We start from the raw sequence: 15,806 nt of genomic DNA on the forward strand, positions 1-15,806 counted from the left end.
CGGCTCATCGGTGACGCACATCAGCCGATCGGCTGATCCGGATCATCACGCGCGGACCCGATGATCATCAGCATGCCGAAGTTCCGTTTACTCGTCCCGGTTGTCGCGGCCGTCGCGATGGTCCCCCTCGTGCCGGCGCTCGCGTCCGCGCAAGGGCTGGACTGGAAACCCTGCGTGTCCATCGCGAAGGGCTGGGACGTCGACGACCAGCGCACCGAGTGCGCGATGGTCACCGTGCCGCTCGACTACGCCGACCCCGCCGGCCGCACGATCGACATCGCCGTCAGCCGAATCCGCGCGACGGGCACGCGCACGGGCGCGATCGTGTTCAACCCCGGCGGCCCCGGCCAGTCCGGGATGAAGATGCCGCTCACCATGGCGGAGAGCAAGGCGTCCGGCCTGCTGGAGCACCACGACCTCATCGGCTTCGACCCGCGCGGCGTCGACTACAGCGCGAGCCTCCAGTGCGACGAGGACGACGCCCAGCCCGACCCGGCGTTGTCCGAAAAGGACCAGGCGCGCTTCCTCGCCGACCACAAGGCCGCGGCCAACGCAGCGTGCTTCGCGAAGGACCCCGCGCTCGTGAAGTCGTTCACCACGCCCAACATCGCCCGCGACGTCGACCGCATCCGCGAAGCGCTGGGCGAGCAGAAGATCGGCTACTACGGCGTCTCCTGGGGCACGGCCCTCGGCGCCGAGTACCGCACGCTCTTCGACAGCCACGTCGACAAGATGCTGCTCGACTCCGTCATGCCGCCGCAGCTGAGCGTCACGACGATGGACGACGACCAGGCCGCCGCGGGCGAGAACACGTTCCGCGAGTTCGCCGCGTGGGTTGCGCGCTACGACTCCGTCTACCACTTCGGCGGCATCGAACCCCAGGTCGAGAAGGCTTTGCTCGACCTACGTGCCGAGCTCGCCGCCCATCCGCGCACCGGCCCCGACGGTTCGCCGCTCAACGGCGAAACCGTCAACCAGTTCTTCGCCTACCCGCGCCGCCAGTGGGTCGAGGCCGCCGGCCAGCTCGCCGCCATCCGTGACGGCGGCGCTCCGACGGGGCAGCCCACTACCACGCCGAAAACCGGCTTCGGCTGGGACACCGAACGGACCGGTGGCAACTTCTTCCAGCAGAACGCCCTGCTCTGCAACGAATCACCCAGCCCACGCGACTTCGACACGGTCTGGCAGCACCGCGTCGACCGCATCAAGGCCAACCCGGTCGCGGGCTCGTTCGGCATCTACGAGCAGATGTGCGTCGGCTGGCCCGTGCCCGCGACGCAGTGGCAGTTCAGCGCCGGCAAGAGCCCGCTGCAGCTCGTCGGCCACGCTTTCGAGCCGGTCACGCCGATCGGCTGGGCTCTCGCCATGCAGCGGCAAATCGGCGGCTCCCTCATGACCGTCGAGGACGACGCCCACGGTTCGCTCTCGAGCCTGCCGTGCGCCGCCGCGGCCGTGACGTTCTTCGACACCGGCCAGACGACGACGCAGTCCTGCCCGGGCGAGCCGATCCCGGCACCGAAGGCGTAGTCGCCGAACGGCGAAACCCACGTGACGCCGCGGATACCCTCACCTCGTGAGCGAGATCCTGCGGCGTCACGTGGCCGCGTTCAACAACCGCGACCTCCGCGCACTGCTCGCGGGTTTCACCGACGACGCCGTCTGGATCACGGGCACGACCGTCGCCCGTGGCCGCGCCGAGCTGGCCGACCTCTTCGAGAGCGCCATGACCCAGCTCCTGCCAACGCTGACCGTCGACGAGATCCTGATCGACGGCGACCGCGTGGCCGCCCAGCTGACGGAGCGGCTCACCCACGCCGGCGACGAGCACACGTTCCCGATCGCCGGCTTCTACCACCTTCGCAACGGCCGCATCGCCTCCGCCAAGATCTATCGCGAAGGCAGCGCGGAACTGGCCTGAACCCGTTGCCGTTCAGCGGCGAATGCTGCTGACCAGCGGAAACGTCAGAGCAAGAAGTGGAACAGCGGGCTTCCCGGCTCCACCTGCTCGACCTGCAGCGGACTCGCCTCCAGCCGCTTGAGCAGGCCGGGCAGCTCGGCCGGCCGCGGGATCTCGATGCCGATCAGCGCCGGGCCGAGCTCGCGGTTGTTGCGCTTCACGTACTCGAAGCGTGTGACGTCGTCCTCGGGTCCGAGGATCTCGTCGAGGAACCGCCGCAGCGCGCCCGGCTCCTGGGGGAAGCTGACGAGGAAGTAGTGCTTCAGCCCTTCGTGCATCAGCGAGCGTTCGAGGATTTCGCTGTAGCGGCTGACGTCGTTGTTGCCGCCCGAGACGATGCAGACCACCGTCTGCTCGGGTTCGACCAGCACCGTCGTCCCGAGCGCGGCCGAGGCCAGGGCGCCCGCGGGCTCGGCGATCACGCCGTCGGCCTGGTACATCGCCAGCATCTCCGTGCACACGGCGCCCTCGGGCACGGACGTGAGCTCGGCGCCGCTGTCGCGCACGAGCGGGTAGGTCACGCCGCCGGCCTCACGGACCGCGGCGCCGTCCACGAACGAGTCCACCGCGTCGATCCGCACCGGCTCGCCGGCCTCCAGGGCGGCGGCCATGCACATCGCGCCGGCCGGCTCGACGCCCACGACGCGGATCTCGGGGTGCCGCTCGCGCACCCACGTCGCGATGCCGGCCAGCAGGCCACCGCCGCCGACGGGCACCACGAGCACGTCCGGGACAAAACCGAGCTGATCCACGACCTCCAGCGCCACGGTGCCCTGGCCGGCGACGGTGCGCGGGTCGTCGAACGCGGGCACGAGCGTCGCGCCCGTGCGCTGGGCGTCGTCGTTGGCGGCGGCGAACGCGTCCTCGTACGTCTCGCCGACGACGATCACCTCGATGTGCGCGCCGCCCAGCGTCGCGATGCGCTCGCGCTTCTGCCGAGGCGTGGTGCCCGGCACGTACACGCGGCCATTCGCCCCCAACCGGCGACACGCGTACGCCACGCCCTGCGCGTGGTTGCCGGCGCTCGCGCACACGACGCCGCGCGAGCGGGTGGCTTCGTCGAGCTGCACGATGAAGTTGTAGGCGCCGCGGATCTTGTACGAGCGGACCGTCTGCTGGTCCTCCCGCTTGAGCCACACCCGCGCGTCCACGCGGGACGACAGCCGGGCGTTCGGCTCGAGCGGCGTCCGGGTGACCACACCCGTGAGCCGCTCGGCGGCCTGTTCCACCATCTGGGCACTGACGGTATCGATCCGTTGCACGATCGTTGAATCTACTTCCCGCTCATCGCGACGCCCGAGGCGGTGCGGGCGGCAGCTTGCGGTCAGCCGTCACCGAGTGTCGGGGGTACGGCCTGATTTGCGCAGTCGTGAACGTTTCGGACGAGCCCGGTCGCGGCCTTTCATCGGCCACATCGCGGCGTGCCGATGCCCGCTTCCGACGCCTACCTCCGCCTCTGCAGCTCACGAACTCTTCGGCACCGCCGGGTACGGGACGAACGTGCTCGTGTTCTCGTCGACCGTCAACGGCTTGCCGATCGCCGGGAACGCACGCTGCGAGCACGCCGGGCGTTCACAGACTTTGCAGCCCATCCCGATCGGCGTCGCCGCGGCGGGCTCGTCCAGGTCGAGGCCGGTGGAGTAGACGAGCCGGCCCGCGTGGCGCAGTTCGCAGCCGAGGCCGACGGTGAACGTCTTGCCCGGGCTGCCGAAGCCGCCGATGTTGCGCGAGACCGTGCGCGCGACCCAGAAGTAGCGTTTGCCGTCGGGCAGGGCCGCGATCTGTGTCAGGATCTTGCCCGGCGAAGCGAACGCCTCGTAGATGTTCCACAACGGACAGGCGCCACCGACGCGCGAGAAGTGGAACCCCGCGGCCGACTGGCGTTTCGACATGTTCCCCGCCCGGTCCACGCGCACGAACGAGAACGGGATGCCCCGCTGCTTCGGCCGCTGAAGCGTCGACAGCCGGTGGCACACCGTCTCGAAGCCGACGCCGAAGTGGTCGCACAGCCGCTCGATGTCGTAGCGGAACTTCTCCGCCGTGGCCAGAAACGGGCCATACGGCAGGATCAGCGCGCCGGCGAAGTAGTTCGCCAGGCCCACGCGTGCCAACGTCCGCGCGGCCGGCCCCGAAAACGCCCACGAGTCGGCCAGCTCGGTGATCAGATCGTCGTACTCCAGCAACGCGATCTGCGAAGCCATCCGGAACGCCTGTTGCCCCACGCGCAAGCTCGGCGCGAGCCGCAACACGCGCGTCGCCGGCTCGTAGCGGTGCTGCTGACCTGCGGCTTCGTTGAGCCCTTCGCTCGTCACCTCCACGCCGTAGCGCTGCCAGAGGCGATCCTTCAGCGACGTCAGCGCCGAGCCTCGGCGCAACGGGATCTCCGCGGCCATGCGTTCGGCGCGCTCGTCGAGCTCAGCGACGTAGTTCTCCCGCTCGTAGAAGAAGTCGCGCACCTCTTCGTGCGGCAACGGCGCGGCGGCGCTGCCGTGCAGGCCGAGGCCGTTTTCCGTGGTCAACGCGACCGTGCTCTCCACTGCGTTGCGGTAACTGCGATGCAGCTTCACCAGCGCCTGGGCGATCGAGGGCAGGTTGGACGCCAGCTCGTTGAGCTCGCTACTGGTCACCTCGACGCCGACGACCTCGTCGAGCAGCGCCTCCTTCACGTCCGCGACCAGGCGAGACGTGTCGTTGTTGGCGAAGAACTCCGTGTCGACGCCGAACGCCTGCGTGATCCGCAGCAGCACCGGCACCGTCAACGGCCGTGAGTTGTGCTCGATCTGATTCAGGTAGCTGGGTGAGATCTCGAGCACACGAGCGAGGTCGGCCTGGCTCATCGAACGGCTCTCACGGAGATGCCGTAGCCGCGCCCCGGCGAAAGTTTTGTCCATCGCTCCTCCGATCGGCCGGAAGGTTTCCGGCCCTGAACGATTACGTGAACGATCAAGGCCGTGGATTTTCACCCAGCTTGCCAACCGATGATTCGCAAGCTTTGCAAGATGCTACGCATCCTTCACACAAATTGGCAAATTGGAGCTATGGACCGCCTTTTCGTGCTCGTGTCAGGGTCGTAACCAGGCAAGGCGAGCAATCGCAAACTTCGCAACACGGGAGAGTCCGATGACCGAGCAGGCCAAGCAGCTCGACCAGGCGGCGGCCGAGCTGGCCGAGCAGTGGAAGACCGACCCCCGCTGGGCGGGCGTCCAGCGGACCTATTCCGCCGCCGACGTGGTGAAGCTTCGCGGTTCGGTCGTCGAGGAGCACACGCTCGCCCGTCGTGGCGCGGAGCGGCTGTGGGAGCTCCTGCACACCGAGGACTACGTCCACTCGCTGGGCGCGCTGACCGGTAACCAGGCCGTGCAGCAGGTCCGCGCGGGTCTCAAGGCGATCTACCTGTCCGGCTGGCAGGTCGCGGCCGACGCCAACCTGGCCGGCCAGACCTACCCGGACCAGAGCCTCTACCCGGCCAACTCGGTCCCGGCCGTCGTCCGCCGCATCAACAACGCGCTGGGCCGCGCCGACCAGATCAACTGGGCCGAAGGCAACACCGACATCGACTGGTTCGCGCCGATCGTCGCCGACGCCGAGGCCGGCTTCGGTGGCCCGCTGAACGCGTTCGAGCTGATGAAGGGCATGATCGCCGCCGGCGCCGCGGGCGTGCACTGGGAGGACCAGCTCGCGTCCGAGAAGAAGTGCGGCCACCTCGGCGGCAAGGTGCTGATCCCGACCAAGCAGCACGAGCGCACGCTCAACGCCGCCCGCCTCGCCGCGGACGTGCTGAACGTGCCGACCCTCGTCGTCGCCCGCACCGACGCGCAGGCCGCGACGCTGCTGACCAGCGACGTCGACGAGCGTGACCAGAAGTACCTGACCGGCGGTCGCACGGCCGAGGGTTTCTACGAGGTCAACAACGGCATCGAGCCCTGCATCGACCGCGGCCTGGCTTACGCGCAGTACGCCGACCTGCTGTGGATGGAAACGTCCACTCCGGACCTCGAGATCGCCCGCAAGTACGCCGAGGCGATCAAGGCCGAGTACCCGGACCAGATGCTGGCCTACAACTGCTCGCCGTCGTTCAACTGGAAGAAGCACCTCGACGACGACACCATCGCGCGGTTCCAGCGCGAGCTCGGCGCCATGGGCTACAAGTTCCAGTTCATCACCCTCGCCGGCTTCCACGCGCTGAACTACTCGATGTTCGACCTGGCCCACGGCTACGCCCGTGAGGGCATGACCGCCTACGTCGGCCTGCAGGAGCGCGAGTTCGCCTCCGAGGCGCGCGGCTACACCGCGACCAAGCACCAGCGCGAGGTCGGCACCGGGTTCTTCGACCTGGTGTCCACGGCCCTGAACCCGGAGAGCTCGACCACCGCGCTCAAGGGCTCGACCGAAGAAGACCAGTTCCACTGACGTTCTCCGCGGGCCGGCGACTCGGTCACCGGCCCGCACCCCCTTCTTTCCCTCGCGGAGGTACGAGATGGCCGACAAGCTGAACTACCGCATCGAAATCACCGGTCCTGCCGGTGACCGGTTCGCCGAGATCCTCACCCCGGCCGCGCTGGAGTTCGTGGCCAAGCTCGACAACGCCTTCGCCGGACGCCGCCGCGAGCTGCTCGACGAGCGCCGCCGTCGTCGCGAGCGCGTGCAGTCGGGGGAGGAGCAGCTGGACTTCCTGCCGGAGACGCGGCGCATCCGTGCCGACGACAGCTGGCACATCGCGCCGCTGGCGCCCGGTCTCGAGGACCGCCGCGTGGAGATCACCGGCCCGACCGACCGCAAGATGACCGTCAACGCTCTGAACTCCGGCGCGAAGGTCTGGCTCGCGGACTTCGAGGACGCGACTTCGCCGACGTGGCACAACATCGTCGACGGCCAGCTGAACCTCTTCGACGCCATCCGCCGCAACATCGACTTCACCACCGAGTCCGGCAAGCGCTACACGATCGGCGAGGACCCGGCGACGATCGTCGCCCGCCCGCGCGGCTGGCACCTGGTGGAGAAGCACATCCGCATCGACGGTCGCCCCCTGGCGGCGAGCCTGGTCGACTTCGGGCTGTACTTCTTCCACAACGCGCGCCAGCTGATCGCCCGCGGCAGCGGCCCGTACTTCTACCTGCCGAAGCTCGAGAACCACCTCGAGGCGCGCCTGTGGAACGACGTTTTCCTGTTCGCGCAGAACGAACTCGGCATCCCGCGCGGCACGGTCCGGGCGACGGTTTTGATCGAGACGATCACCGCGGCGTTCGAAATGGACGAGATCCTCTTCGAGCTGCGTGAGCACGCCGCCGGCCTCAACGCGGGACGCTGGGACTACATCTTCAGCGTCATCAAGAACTTCTCCGAGCACGGCGCCGACTTCGTGCTGCCGGACCGCGCGCAGGTCACGATGACGGTCCCCTTCATGCGCGCCTACACCGAGCTCCTGGTCCGCACGTGCCACCGCCGCGGCGCGCACGCGATCGGCGGCATGGCGGCGTTCATCCCGAGCAAGGATCCTGACGCCAACGCGACGGCGTTCGAGAAGGTCCGCCAGGACAAGGAACGCGAGGCGGGCGACGGGTTCGACGGCTCGTGGGTCGCGCACCCCGGTCTGGTTCCCGTCTGCCGCGAGGTCTTCGACAACGTGCTGGGTGGCTGGCCCAACCAGCTGGGCCGGCTGCGTGAGGATGTCGACGTCACCGCCGCGGACCTGCTCGACGTCGCTTCCGCTGGCGGCGAGGTGACGGAGGCCGGCGTTCGCGCCAACATCAACGTCGCCCTGCGCTACATCGACTCCTGGCTGCGCGGCACGGGCGCCGCCGCGATCCACAACCTCATGGAAGACGCCGCGACGGCCGAGATCGCGCGGTGCCAGGTGTGGCAGTGGATCCGCAACGGCACGAAGTTCGCGGACGGCACCGCGCTTACTCGCGAGCTGGCTGTCGAGTTCCTGGACGACGAGTTCGAGTCGGTCCGCGCCGACCTGCCCGCCGGCCACCGCCTGGACGACGCCCGCGCCATCTTCACCGAGACCGCCCTCGGCGAGAAGCTCCCCAGCTTCCTCACGACGAGCGCCTACGCCCGCCACCTGTGCGACGCGCGGTGACCACGCTCCGGCCGCCCCTGACCTGACCGGGGGCGGCCGGTTTCCCCGCACTGCTTTTTGGGACGGTGCGGCGAGACGGGTCCGGTGGCGGAGGCTCCCCGCCACCGGACCCGGGTTTTCGTCTGTTGCCATCCAGTGGCTATGTGCTGGTGGGCGGCGCTTTTTGGCCTTTCGCCCGTGGGCGGCTATGGCTCTGTCGCCGTTATTCGGCGACACGCTCTTGGGTCGCTGTTTCGCCGCGCCGGACGATCGCCGCGCGTACCCTTCCGACCGCGTCGGGGCAGGTACGGCTCGCCGTTGGGTGGCGATTTGTCGACGACGGCGCCGGTTGCCATTTAGTGGCGACGGCCCGGCCGGCCGTTCAGCGGCGAATTCGCGACGCCCGCATCGCCGCCCAACGGCGAATCCCCGACGCCCTGCTGCTCAGCGACGTCATGACGGCGCGATTGGCCGTTCAGCGGCGACATGACGACGCCCCGATTGGCCTCTCAGCGCCGAGGTGCCGACGGCCCGGCTGGCCGTTCAACGGCGAAGTCCCGACGGCCCGACTGCCGTTCAACGGCGACGTCACGATGGCGCGATTGGCCGTTCAGTGGTGAAGTCCCGACGGTGCGATTGGCCGTTCAACGGCGAAGTCGCGGCGGCGCGGCTGGCCGCTTGAGGTGACGTCACGATGGCGCAGCCGGCCGTTCAACAGCCAAATCACGACGCCCGACTGACTGTGCGGCGACGAATCCCCGACAGTCTGATTGGCCGTTCATCGGCGAATTCAGGGCCGCGGGTTATCGCCGCGCGGCCAACAGCGTCGCCGCCGCCGCGCGGGCCGTGCCGGCCTCGCCGGGGTCGCCCTTGATCGCGGCGAGCACGGTGGCCCCCTCCATGAGGGAGAAAAGCTGGTCGGCGAGGTCGTCGTCGGCGACCAGCCGGCGCAGGTACGCGCGTACTTCGTCCTTGTGGTGGTGGATGGCCGCGGCGACGCCGGGCGCGAGCGTCCCGAACTCGCCGAAGGAGTTCACGAACGCGCAGCCCCGGAAGTCGGGCTCGCTGAACCACTCGTGCAGCCAGTCGAAAACGGCCAACGGGTCGTCGCCCCGGGCGGCCACGAAGTCGCGCAGCGACCGGCGCCAGCGTTCGTCGCGCGTGTTCAGGTAGGCGGCCACGAGGTCGTCCTTGGACGGGAACACCTGGTAGAGCCGCTTGAGCGAGACGCCGGAGCGGCTGCGCACGGCGTCCATGCCCACGGACTGCACGCCCTGGGCATAAAACAGGTCTTCGGCGGCCTCGAGTAGCCGTTCGGTCGCTTCCGCGGTGTTCACGTCGTGTCCCTCTGGTGTGGAGAATCAACGTTCTCTATGCTAGCCGAACCAGGGAGAACGCACGTTCTCCCGTGATCCGCGCAGGAGCCCGCCATGACACCGCGTCCGCCGTTCCCGCCGTTCGACGAGAACACCGCCCGCCAGAAAGTCCAGGCCGCCGAGGATGCCTGGAACACGCGTGACCCCGAGAAGGTCTCGCTCGCCTACACCGAGGACTCCGTGTGGCGAAACCGCGACCAGTATGTCGTCGGCCGCGCGGAGATCGTCAAGTTCCTGACCCAGAAGTGGGAGCGCGAGCTCGACTACGCGCTGCGCAAGGAACTGTGGGGCTTCCGCGGCAACCGCATCGGCGTGCGGTTCCAGTACGAGTCGCACAACGCCGAGGGCCAGTGGTTCCGCAGCTACGGCAACGAGCTGTGGGAGTTCAGCGACGAAGGCCTCATGCGCCGCCGCGAGGCGAGCATCAACGACCGCCCGATCGCGGAAAGCGAACGCTGGATCTTCGGCAAGCGCCCGGAATCCGAATACGGCAAAGAGTTCCCGATCTTCTGATCCTCGGCCGTGAGCGAACGCGCGTGATTTCTCCCTGACGTGCCGCCAGGATCCAGTCATGAGCCTGGGATTCAGCGGAGAAGTCACGGAGTTCTACCACCGCTATCGCCGCGGCTACCCGACGGCGGTGTTCGATGCGATCGCCGCCGAGTTCGCCCTGGCCGGGGACGACGTGGTCCTCGACCTCGGGTGTGGCACGGGACAGCTCGCTTTGCCGATGGCCGCGCGGGTCCGCGCGGTCGCGGGCATGGACCCCTCACCCGACATGCTTTCGCGCGCCCGCCGCGCCGCGGCCGACGCGAGCGTGACCAACGCGTCGTGGCTCCTGGGCGGCGACACCGACGTCACCGCGCTGAGTTCCCTGCTCGACGGGCTCGGCGCCGTCACGATCGGGCAAGCGCTGCACTGGATGGACCACCCGACGTTGTTCGCCGCCGTGAAGCCCATGCTCCGGCCGGGCGGCGGCATCGCGGTGGTCACCAACGGTTCGCCGCTTTGGCTCCAAGACAGCGACTGGTCGCGAGCGCTGCTCAACGTGCTGTCCGACTGGTTCGGCCACCCCCTCACGGCGACCTGCGGAACGGACGACGCCAGCCAGGACCGCTACCGCGCCGCACTGACCGGCGCCGGCTACGACGTCGGCCTCCGCACCATTGACTACACGGGCGACCTCACCGCCGACGAGATCATCGGCGGCGTCTACTCGGCCATGGGTGAGGACGAGTTACCACCCAGCGGCGAACGGCCGGCCTTCGAGAACCGCATCCGCTCGGCGATCGAGCCTCACGCGCCGTTCAGCGAACCGGTGCGCGTGACGATCCTGACCGGCCGCGTGCCCTGAGCCTCGTCGCCACTGAGCGGCAACAGATCACCGACAGCAGGATTTCGCTGGTCAGAGGCCGGTTTCGGCCGGACTTCCGAGCTCGGCCAACTCCGTGGTGATGGCGTCGAGGTGAAGGGGGCGAAGGTCGTTCACGTCCATCCCGACGTTCAGCTGCCGGCCCCGCTTGCGCCACGCGCCGTGGACGTGACCGTGCAGCAGCCACAGCCCCTCGTCGGGCAGGCGGTACTGCGACCCGCGGTCCTCGCCGACATGGTCGCCTTCGTAGGGGAAATGGCTGAGCAGCACGTTCTGCCCCGCGATCAGCCGGCGCGCAAACGCTTGCACCGTGGCGAAATGCTCCAGCCACGCGCGTTGGTGCCGATGCGCTTGGCGCAGCCCCGGCCACGGCTCGTCGTGGTTGCCGGTGATGAGGTGGATCTCGCCGTTCAACTGCCGAAGCGTGTCGGAGAATCGCGCCAGCCGGCCCATGCCGACGTCGCCCAAGTGCCAAACCTGGTCGCCCGGCCGGACGGTGGCGTTCCACCGCTCGACCACGAACTCATCGTGCTCGGGCGGCGACTCGAACCCGCGCAGGCCGGCCACCAGCTGGTGGTCGAAGTGGGTGTCGGCGGTGAACCAGACGTCCATGATCGGGCTTCTCCTCATTGTCGACGTCGGCCCATCGCCGGGGTGGCGACGCACGCATACCTTGCGCCCTGAACCGCCGATCGTGCCAGGGATTTTCGCCGTTCGGCGGCGATCGTCACTGTCCGTTGTGGATAGTGGGATGAAGGTCCCCTTCATCCCTTCCCGAGGAGCCGCATCACGGTCGCGTCCGACACCTGGGTGAAGTCGACGTACCAACGGCCCACGGCGCTGAATCGCCTCGGCGCGGCGACGGCGATGAACTGGTCCACCTCGCCCTCGAACTCCGCGACGGCGTCCGGCGCGCACACCGGTACAGCCAGCACCACGCGTCGCGCGTCGCGAAGGTCGCGGACGGCGGCCATCGCGGTGACGCCGGTCGCCAGTCCGTCGTCGACCACGATCACGTCGTGGCCGGCCACCGCGACTTCCGCGCGCCCGTCGCGATAGGCCGCCAAACGGCGACGCGCCTCGGCCCGCTCGAGCGCACACGCCGGCTCCATCGCCTTCGGCGTGAGCCCGAACGCGCGCAACGCCGGCGTCGAGTAGTAGGGCGGCCCCTCCGCCGTCACCGCGCCGACGCCGAACTCTCGCCGCCCAGGCGCCCCGATCTTCCGAGCGACCACGACGTCCAGCGGAGCCCCGAGTACCTTGGCGACCTCGGCCGCCACCGGCACGCCCCCACGGGGCAACCCGAGCACGACAGGTTCGACCCACGGCTGCCTGGCCAGGATCCGCCCGAGTCGCCGTCCGGCGTCGATTCGATCGAAGAACAATGTCCTCACCACGGCCTCGTCACCGGCCCAGGCAGGGCGGAACGCGGATCGTTGAACAATCCATGGGTCGAAAAACGGCAAAAGACTGGCGCACAACGCATCCCGACGACAGCCGGGACGAGCCCGGCCGCGTGGTCGATGAGCGGCGACACCATGCGTTCCACGTTCCCGCGACGAAGCCGGACGAACCGGTCACTCGCCGCGTTCAGGTAGGCCTACCTACTGCTTCCCCCATTGTTTCGCGCGCGACGACCGACGGATGCTTCGAACACCCACCGAAAATCCAAGGAGCCGTCGTGACCAGCAGATCCAGAGCCGTCGTCGCTGCTTTACTCGCCGTTTTCGCCGTTGCTCTCACCGCGACGCCGGCGGTTTCGGCGCCCGCGTAGGCGCACGCCGCGTGCGTCCGGCCCTGCCACTTCTGACGGCGGGCCGATTCAGAGTTCGAACGCGTTGCCCGTCGCGATCTTCGGGCGTCCCAGCTCGATCGGTTCACCCATGCGCGCGCGCCGGTAGACCTCCGCGGTCGCCTCGGCGATGCGTCCCCAGTCGAAGTCCGCCGCGAGGCGCGACTGGGCCGCTCGCGCGCGTCGGGTCGCGGCGACGGCGTCGCCCAGGACGGTCGTGACCGCCGTGGCCAGACCCGCGACGTCGCCCGGTTCGAACGCCAGGCCCGTCTCCCCGTCGACGACCACCTCGCCGAGTCCGCCCGCCGTCGACGCGACGAGCGGCGCCTTCGCGGCCGCGGCCTCCAGGGCGACGATCCCGAATGGCTCGTACCGGCTCGGCAGCACCACCGCGTCCGCCGCGGCCAGCAGCGCGCGCAGGTCGCGGTCGGGCAGGTGACCGACGAAGTCCACCGCGCGGCGAATCCGCAGCTTGCGCGCCTGCGCGACCAGCTCGTCGTGGTGTCGTCCCTTACCGGCAACGACCACCCGAGTGCCTGGAAACTGGCGACGGATGCGGGGGAGCGCGGCCAGCAGGTCCTGCACGCCCTTCTCCCACTCCAGCCGGCCGAAGAACAGCAGGAACGGCGCGCCGTCGGGGCTGTGCCGTTCGCGCATCTTCGCCACCTCGGCGGCCGAGACGCGCCAGCTGCGTTCTTCGATGCCGTTGTGGATCACGGTGACGTCGGCGGCCTCGATCTCGAACAGGTGCGCCACTTCCTTGCGCATCGCCTGCGAGCACGTGATGACCGCGTCGGCGCGGTTGGCCAGCCACCACTCGACGGAGTGCACCTGCTGGTTGAGCGGGTGCGAAAGCCAGCCGGAATGCCGGCCCGCCTCGGTCGCGTGCACGGTGCCGACGAGCGGCGCCCGCGCGGCCTCGGCGATGGCGATCGCCGGGTGGGTCACGAGCCAGTCGTGCGCGTGGACGACGTCGGGCTGCCACGTGCGCAGCAGGTCCTGCGCGGCGCGGATCATGGCGTGTCCCATGGCGAGCGTCCAGGCGACGAGGTCGCGCTCGAACGTCAGGTGCATCGGGTCCTCGGCCACGCGGATCAGCCGCACGCCCTCGACGTCGCGGTCGCTGCGCGGGTGCGTCGACGCGTCGGTGCCGGCCTGGTGACGGCAGAGAACCACCACGTCGTGGCCCTGCTGGGCGAGGTGCCGGGCCAGCGCGTGCACGTGCCGGGCGAGCCCGCCGATGACCACGGGCGGGTACTCCCACGACAACATCAGCACGCGCATGGCCAGAGGTTACTCGCCAGTCGCTTCCGCCGGGCGGCCCGGCTGTCGCCGCCTTCGAACTCTGTCACCATCGGAGGTGATGACTTCCAGCCAGCCCGAGTGGCAGCGCGCGGACCCGCCCCTGACGACGCCGTGGACCGACCTCGTCAGCCCCTCCGACGTGCTCTCCGACTACCCCAGACCGCAGCTGAGGCGGCCGCGGTGGCTGAACCTCAACGGCGTCTGGGACTACGCGGGGTGGCCGTCCTCGCCCGAGGGACCCCGGCCCGTCGGCTACGGCGAGCGCATCTTGGTCCCCTTCGCACCGGAATCGGCACTCTCCGGGATCAACCGGCGCGACGAGGTCGTCTGGTACCGGCGGTTGTTCGTGGTCCCGGACGACTGGCGTGGCGAACGGGTGCTACTGCACTTCGGCGCGGTCGACCAGACGGCGAAGGTCTGGGTGAACAACCAGCTCGTGGTCACCCACGAGGGTGGCTACACGGCGTTCGAGGCGGATGTCACCAATGCGCTGCGTGCGTCCGGGCCGCAGGAACTGACCGTTCGCGCCGAGGACCGCACCGACATCTCGCCGTTCCCGCTCGGCAAGCAGCGCAACGCGCCGGGCGGCATTTGCTACACGCCGACGTCCGGGATCTGGCAACCGGTGTGGCTCGAACCGGTGCCCTCCGACCGCATCGAGGACCTGGAGATCACTCCGGACCTCGCGGGCTTCACCGTGTTTCCGCAGATCAAGGGTGGCGCGCAGGTCGAGCTGAGCGTTTCGCCACCCAGCGGCGACGAGATCGTGAGCGTCCGCGGAGCGGTCGGCACGCGGCTGCGGGCGGACGTCCCGGAGCCCCACTGGTGGACTCCCGACGATCCGTATCTCTACGACCTCACCGTGCGCCTGCTCGACCACCACGGCGAGGTGCTCGACGAGGTCACCAGCTATGGCGGCCTGCGCACCGTGGAGCTCGTCCCGGACGCCGCCGGCCGCCCCCGCATCGCCCTCAACGGGCGGATCACCTTCCTCCACGGCCCGCTCGATCAGGGTTATTGGCCCGACGGCGGCTACACCGCGCCCACCGACGACGCCCTGCGGTTCGACCTCGAAAAGACGAAAGAGCTCGGCTTCAACTTCGTGCGCAAGCACGTGAAGGTCGAGCCCGCGCGCTGGTACCACTGGGCCGACCGGATGGGGCTGCTCGTGTGGCAGGACATGCCGTCGCTGGTGGTGTCGTTCGACGGGCCGCCCGGGCCGGCGCCGGACCCGGTGCCCGAGGGTAAGGAACGCTTCGAGGCCGAGCTGCGGGAAATGGTGCGGCAGCTGCGCAACGTGCCGTCGATCGTCGCGTGGGTGCCGTTCAACGAGGGCTGGGGCGAGTTCGACACGGCGCGGATCGCCGAGCTGGTGAAGGAACTCGACCCGACTCGCCTCGTCGTGGCCAACAGCGGCGTCAACTGCTGCTTCTCCCGCACCGACGTGGGTGCCGGCGACGTCTACGACGACCACACTTACGTCGGCCCCGGCGAGCCGCGCGTGCAGGACCACCGCGCGCTCGTCGACGGTGAGTACGGTGGCCTCGGTCTCGTCCTCGACGACCACCGCTGGCCCGGCCCGCCCAACGCGTACGAGATGACCGCTGACGCCGAGCACCTCACGCGCCGTTACGCGGAGCTCAGCACCCGGCTGGAATCCCTCGTGGACGAACTGGGCCTCTCAGGCGCGATCTACACCCAGACCACGGACGTCGAAAACGAGGTCAACGGCCTCCTCACCTACGACCGCCGCTTGACCAAACTCGACGCGGATGTCGCGGCGGCCCGCAACCGCGCCGTCATCGCCCGCGGCTCGTCCCCGGCCGTCGAAGCCGCCCAGGAGCAGCAAAACCCCAGCTAGAGACGTTTCGCCACTGAACGGCGACACGGAAAAAGGGCGGGAACCCCAACGGAGTCCCCGCCCTTCGCCGACGTCAAAA

13 protein-coding genes are annotated in these 15,806 nt (G+C 69.3%); 7 read left to right on the forward strand and 6 right to left on the reverse strand.

Translation table 11 applies throughout. The features are described from left to right. Window positions 1-72: 72 nt before the first annotated feature. On the forward strand, window positions 73-1,527 hold the full coding sequence (locus AB0878_RS12555) for an alpha/beta fold hydrolase (RefSeq protein WP_366579244.1): 1,455 nt from the start codon (window positions 73-75) through the stop codon (window positions 1,525-1,527). 46 nt (window positions 1,528-1,573) lie between these two features. Next, window positions 1,574-1,918 carry a nuclear transport factor 2 family protein gene (locus tag AB0878_RS12560; protein WP_366579245.1) on the forward strand — a complete coding sequence of 115 codons (345 nt, stop codon included), beginning with the start codon at window positions 1,574-1,576 and terminating at the stop codon, window positions 1,916-1,918. Between the two features lie 44 nt (window positions 1,919-1,962). On the opposite strand, the gene ilvA is transcribed toward AB0878_RS12560, so the two are convergent. Both ilvA and AB0878_RS12570 read right to left on the reverse strand, forming a co-directional pair. Next, entirely contained in the window at window positions 1,963-3,219 is a 1,257-nt protein-coding gene (gene ilvA, locus AB0878_RS12565; RefSeq protein ID WP_366579247.1) for a threonine ammonia-lyase IlvA, read from the reverse strand. A 201-nt stretch (window positions 3,220-3,420) separates the two neighbouring features. After that, window positions 3,421-4,848: a short-chain fatty acyl-CoA regulator family protein gene (locus AB0878_RS12570; protein WP_366579249.1), complete on the reverse strand. Its 1,428-nt coding sequence runs from the start codon at window positions 4,846-4,848 to the stop codon at window positions 3,421-3,423. Between the two features lie 229 nt (window positions 4,849-5,077). On the opposite strand from AB0878_RS12570, the gene aceA reads away from it, so the two are divergent. Together aceA and aceB are read left to right on the forward strand one after the other, a co-directional pair. Next, window positions 5,078-6,367 carry an isocitrate lyase gene (aceA, locus tag AB0878_RS12575; RefSeq protein WP_366579250.1) on the forward strand — a complete coding sequence of 430 codons (1,290 nt, stop codon included), beginning with the start codon at window positions 5,078-5,080 and terminating at the stop codon, window positions 6,365-6,367. 67 nt (window positions 6,368-6,434) lie between these two features. Further along, a complete protein-coding gene (gene aceB, locus AB0878_RS12580) occupies window positions 6,435-8,042 on the forward strand; it encodes a malate synthase A (protein ID WP_366579252.1) in 1,608 nt (535 codons plus the stop codon). A 782-nt stretch (window positions 8,043-8,824) separates the two neighbouring features. Here the strand turns inward: aceB and AB0878_RS12585 are convergent. Further along, the gene (locus AB0878_RS12585; RefSeq protein WP_366579254.1) at window positions 8,825-9,358 is read right to left on the reverse strand and encodes a TetR/AcrR family transcriptional regulator; all 534 of its coding nucleotides are present in this window, start codon (window positions 9,356-9,358) and stop codon (window positions 8,825-8,827) included. 93 nt (window positions 9,359-9,451) lie between these two features. Between AB0878_RS12585 and AB0878_RS12590 the strand changes: the two genes are divergently transcribed. Both AB0878_RS12590 and AB0878_RS12595 read left to right on the forward strand, forming a co-directional pair. Further along, a complete protein-coding gene (locus tag AB0878_RS12590; RefSeq protein ID WP_366579256.1) occupies window positions 9,452-9,910 on the forward strand; it encodes a nuclear transport factor 2 family protein in 459 nt (152 codons plus the stop codon). Window positions 9,911-9,968: 58 nt separating this feature from the next. After that, entirely contained in the window at window positions 9,969-10,751 is a 783-nt protein-coding gene (locus AB0878_RS12595) for a class I SAM-dependent methyltransferase (RefSeq protein WP_366579258.1), read from the forward strand. A gap of 51 nt (window positions 10,752-10,802) precedes the next feature. Here AB0878_RS12595 and AB0878_RS12600 read toward each other — a convergent pair whose 3' ends face one another. From AB0878_RS12600 to AB0878_RS12610, 3 genes are all read right to left on the reverse strand, one after another. Beyond that, a complete protein-coding gene (locus AB0878_RS12600) occupies window positions 10,803-11,381 on the reverse strand; it encodes a metallophosphoesterase family protein (protein WP_366579260.1) in 579 nt (192 codons plus the stop codon). Window positions 11,382-11,533: 152 nt separating this feature from the next. Then, window positions 11,534-12,163 carry a phosphoribosyltransferase family protein gene (locus tag AB0878_RS12605; protein ID WP_366579262.1) on the reverse strand — a complete coding sequence of 210 codons (630 nt, stop codon included), beginning with the start codon at window positions 12,161-12,163 and terminating at the stop codon, window positions 11,534-11,536. Window positions 12,164-12,591: 428 nt separating this feature from the next. Next, a complete protein-coding gene (locus AB0878_RS12610; RefSeq protein ID WP_366579264.1) occupies window positions 12,592-13,845 on the reverse strand; it encodes a glycosyltransferase family 4 protein in 1,254 nt (417 codons plus the stop codon). A gap of 79 nt (window positions 13,846-13,924) precedes the next feature. On the opposite strand from AB0878_RS12610, the gene AB0878_RS12615 reads away from it, so the two are divergent. Beyond that, on the forward strand, window positions 13,925-15,727 hold the full coding sequence (locus AB0878_RS12615; RefSeq protein ID WP_366579266.1) for a sugar-binding domain-containing protein: 1,803 nt from the start codon (window positions 13,925-13,927) through the stop codon (window positions 15,725-15,727). Window positions 15,728-15,806: the final 79 nt, after the last annotated feature.

Origin of the sequence: Amycolatopsis sp. NPDC047767, from assembly GCF_040704195.1 — a bacterium.
Lineage (GTDB): Bacteria > Actinomycetota > Actinomycetes > Mycobacteriales > Pseudonocardiaceae > Amycolatopsis.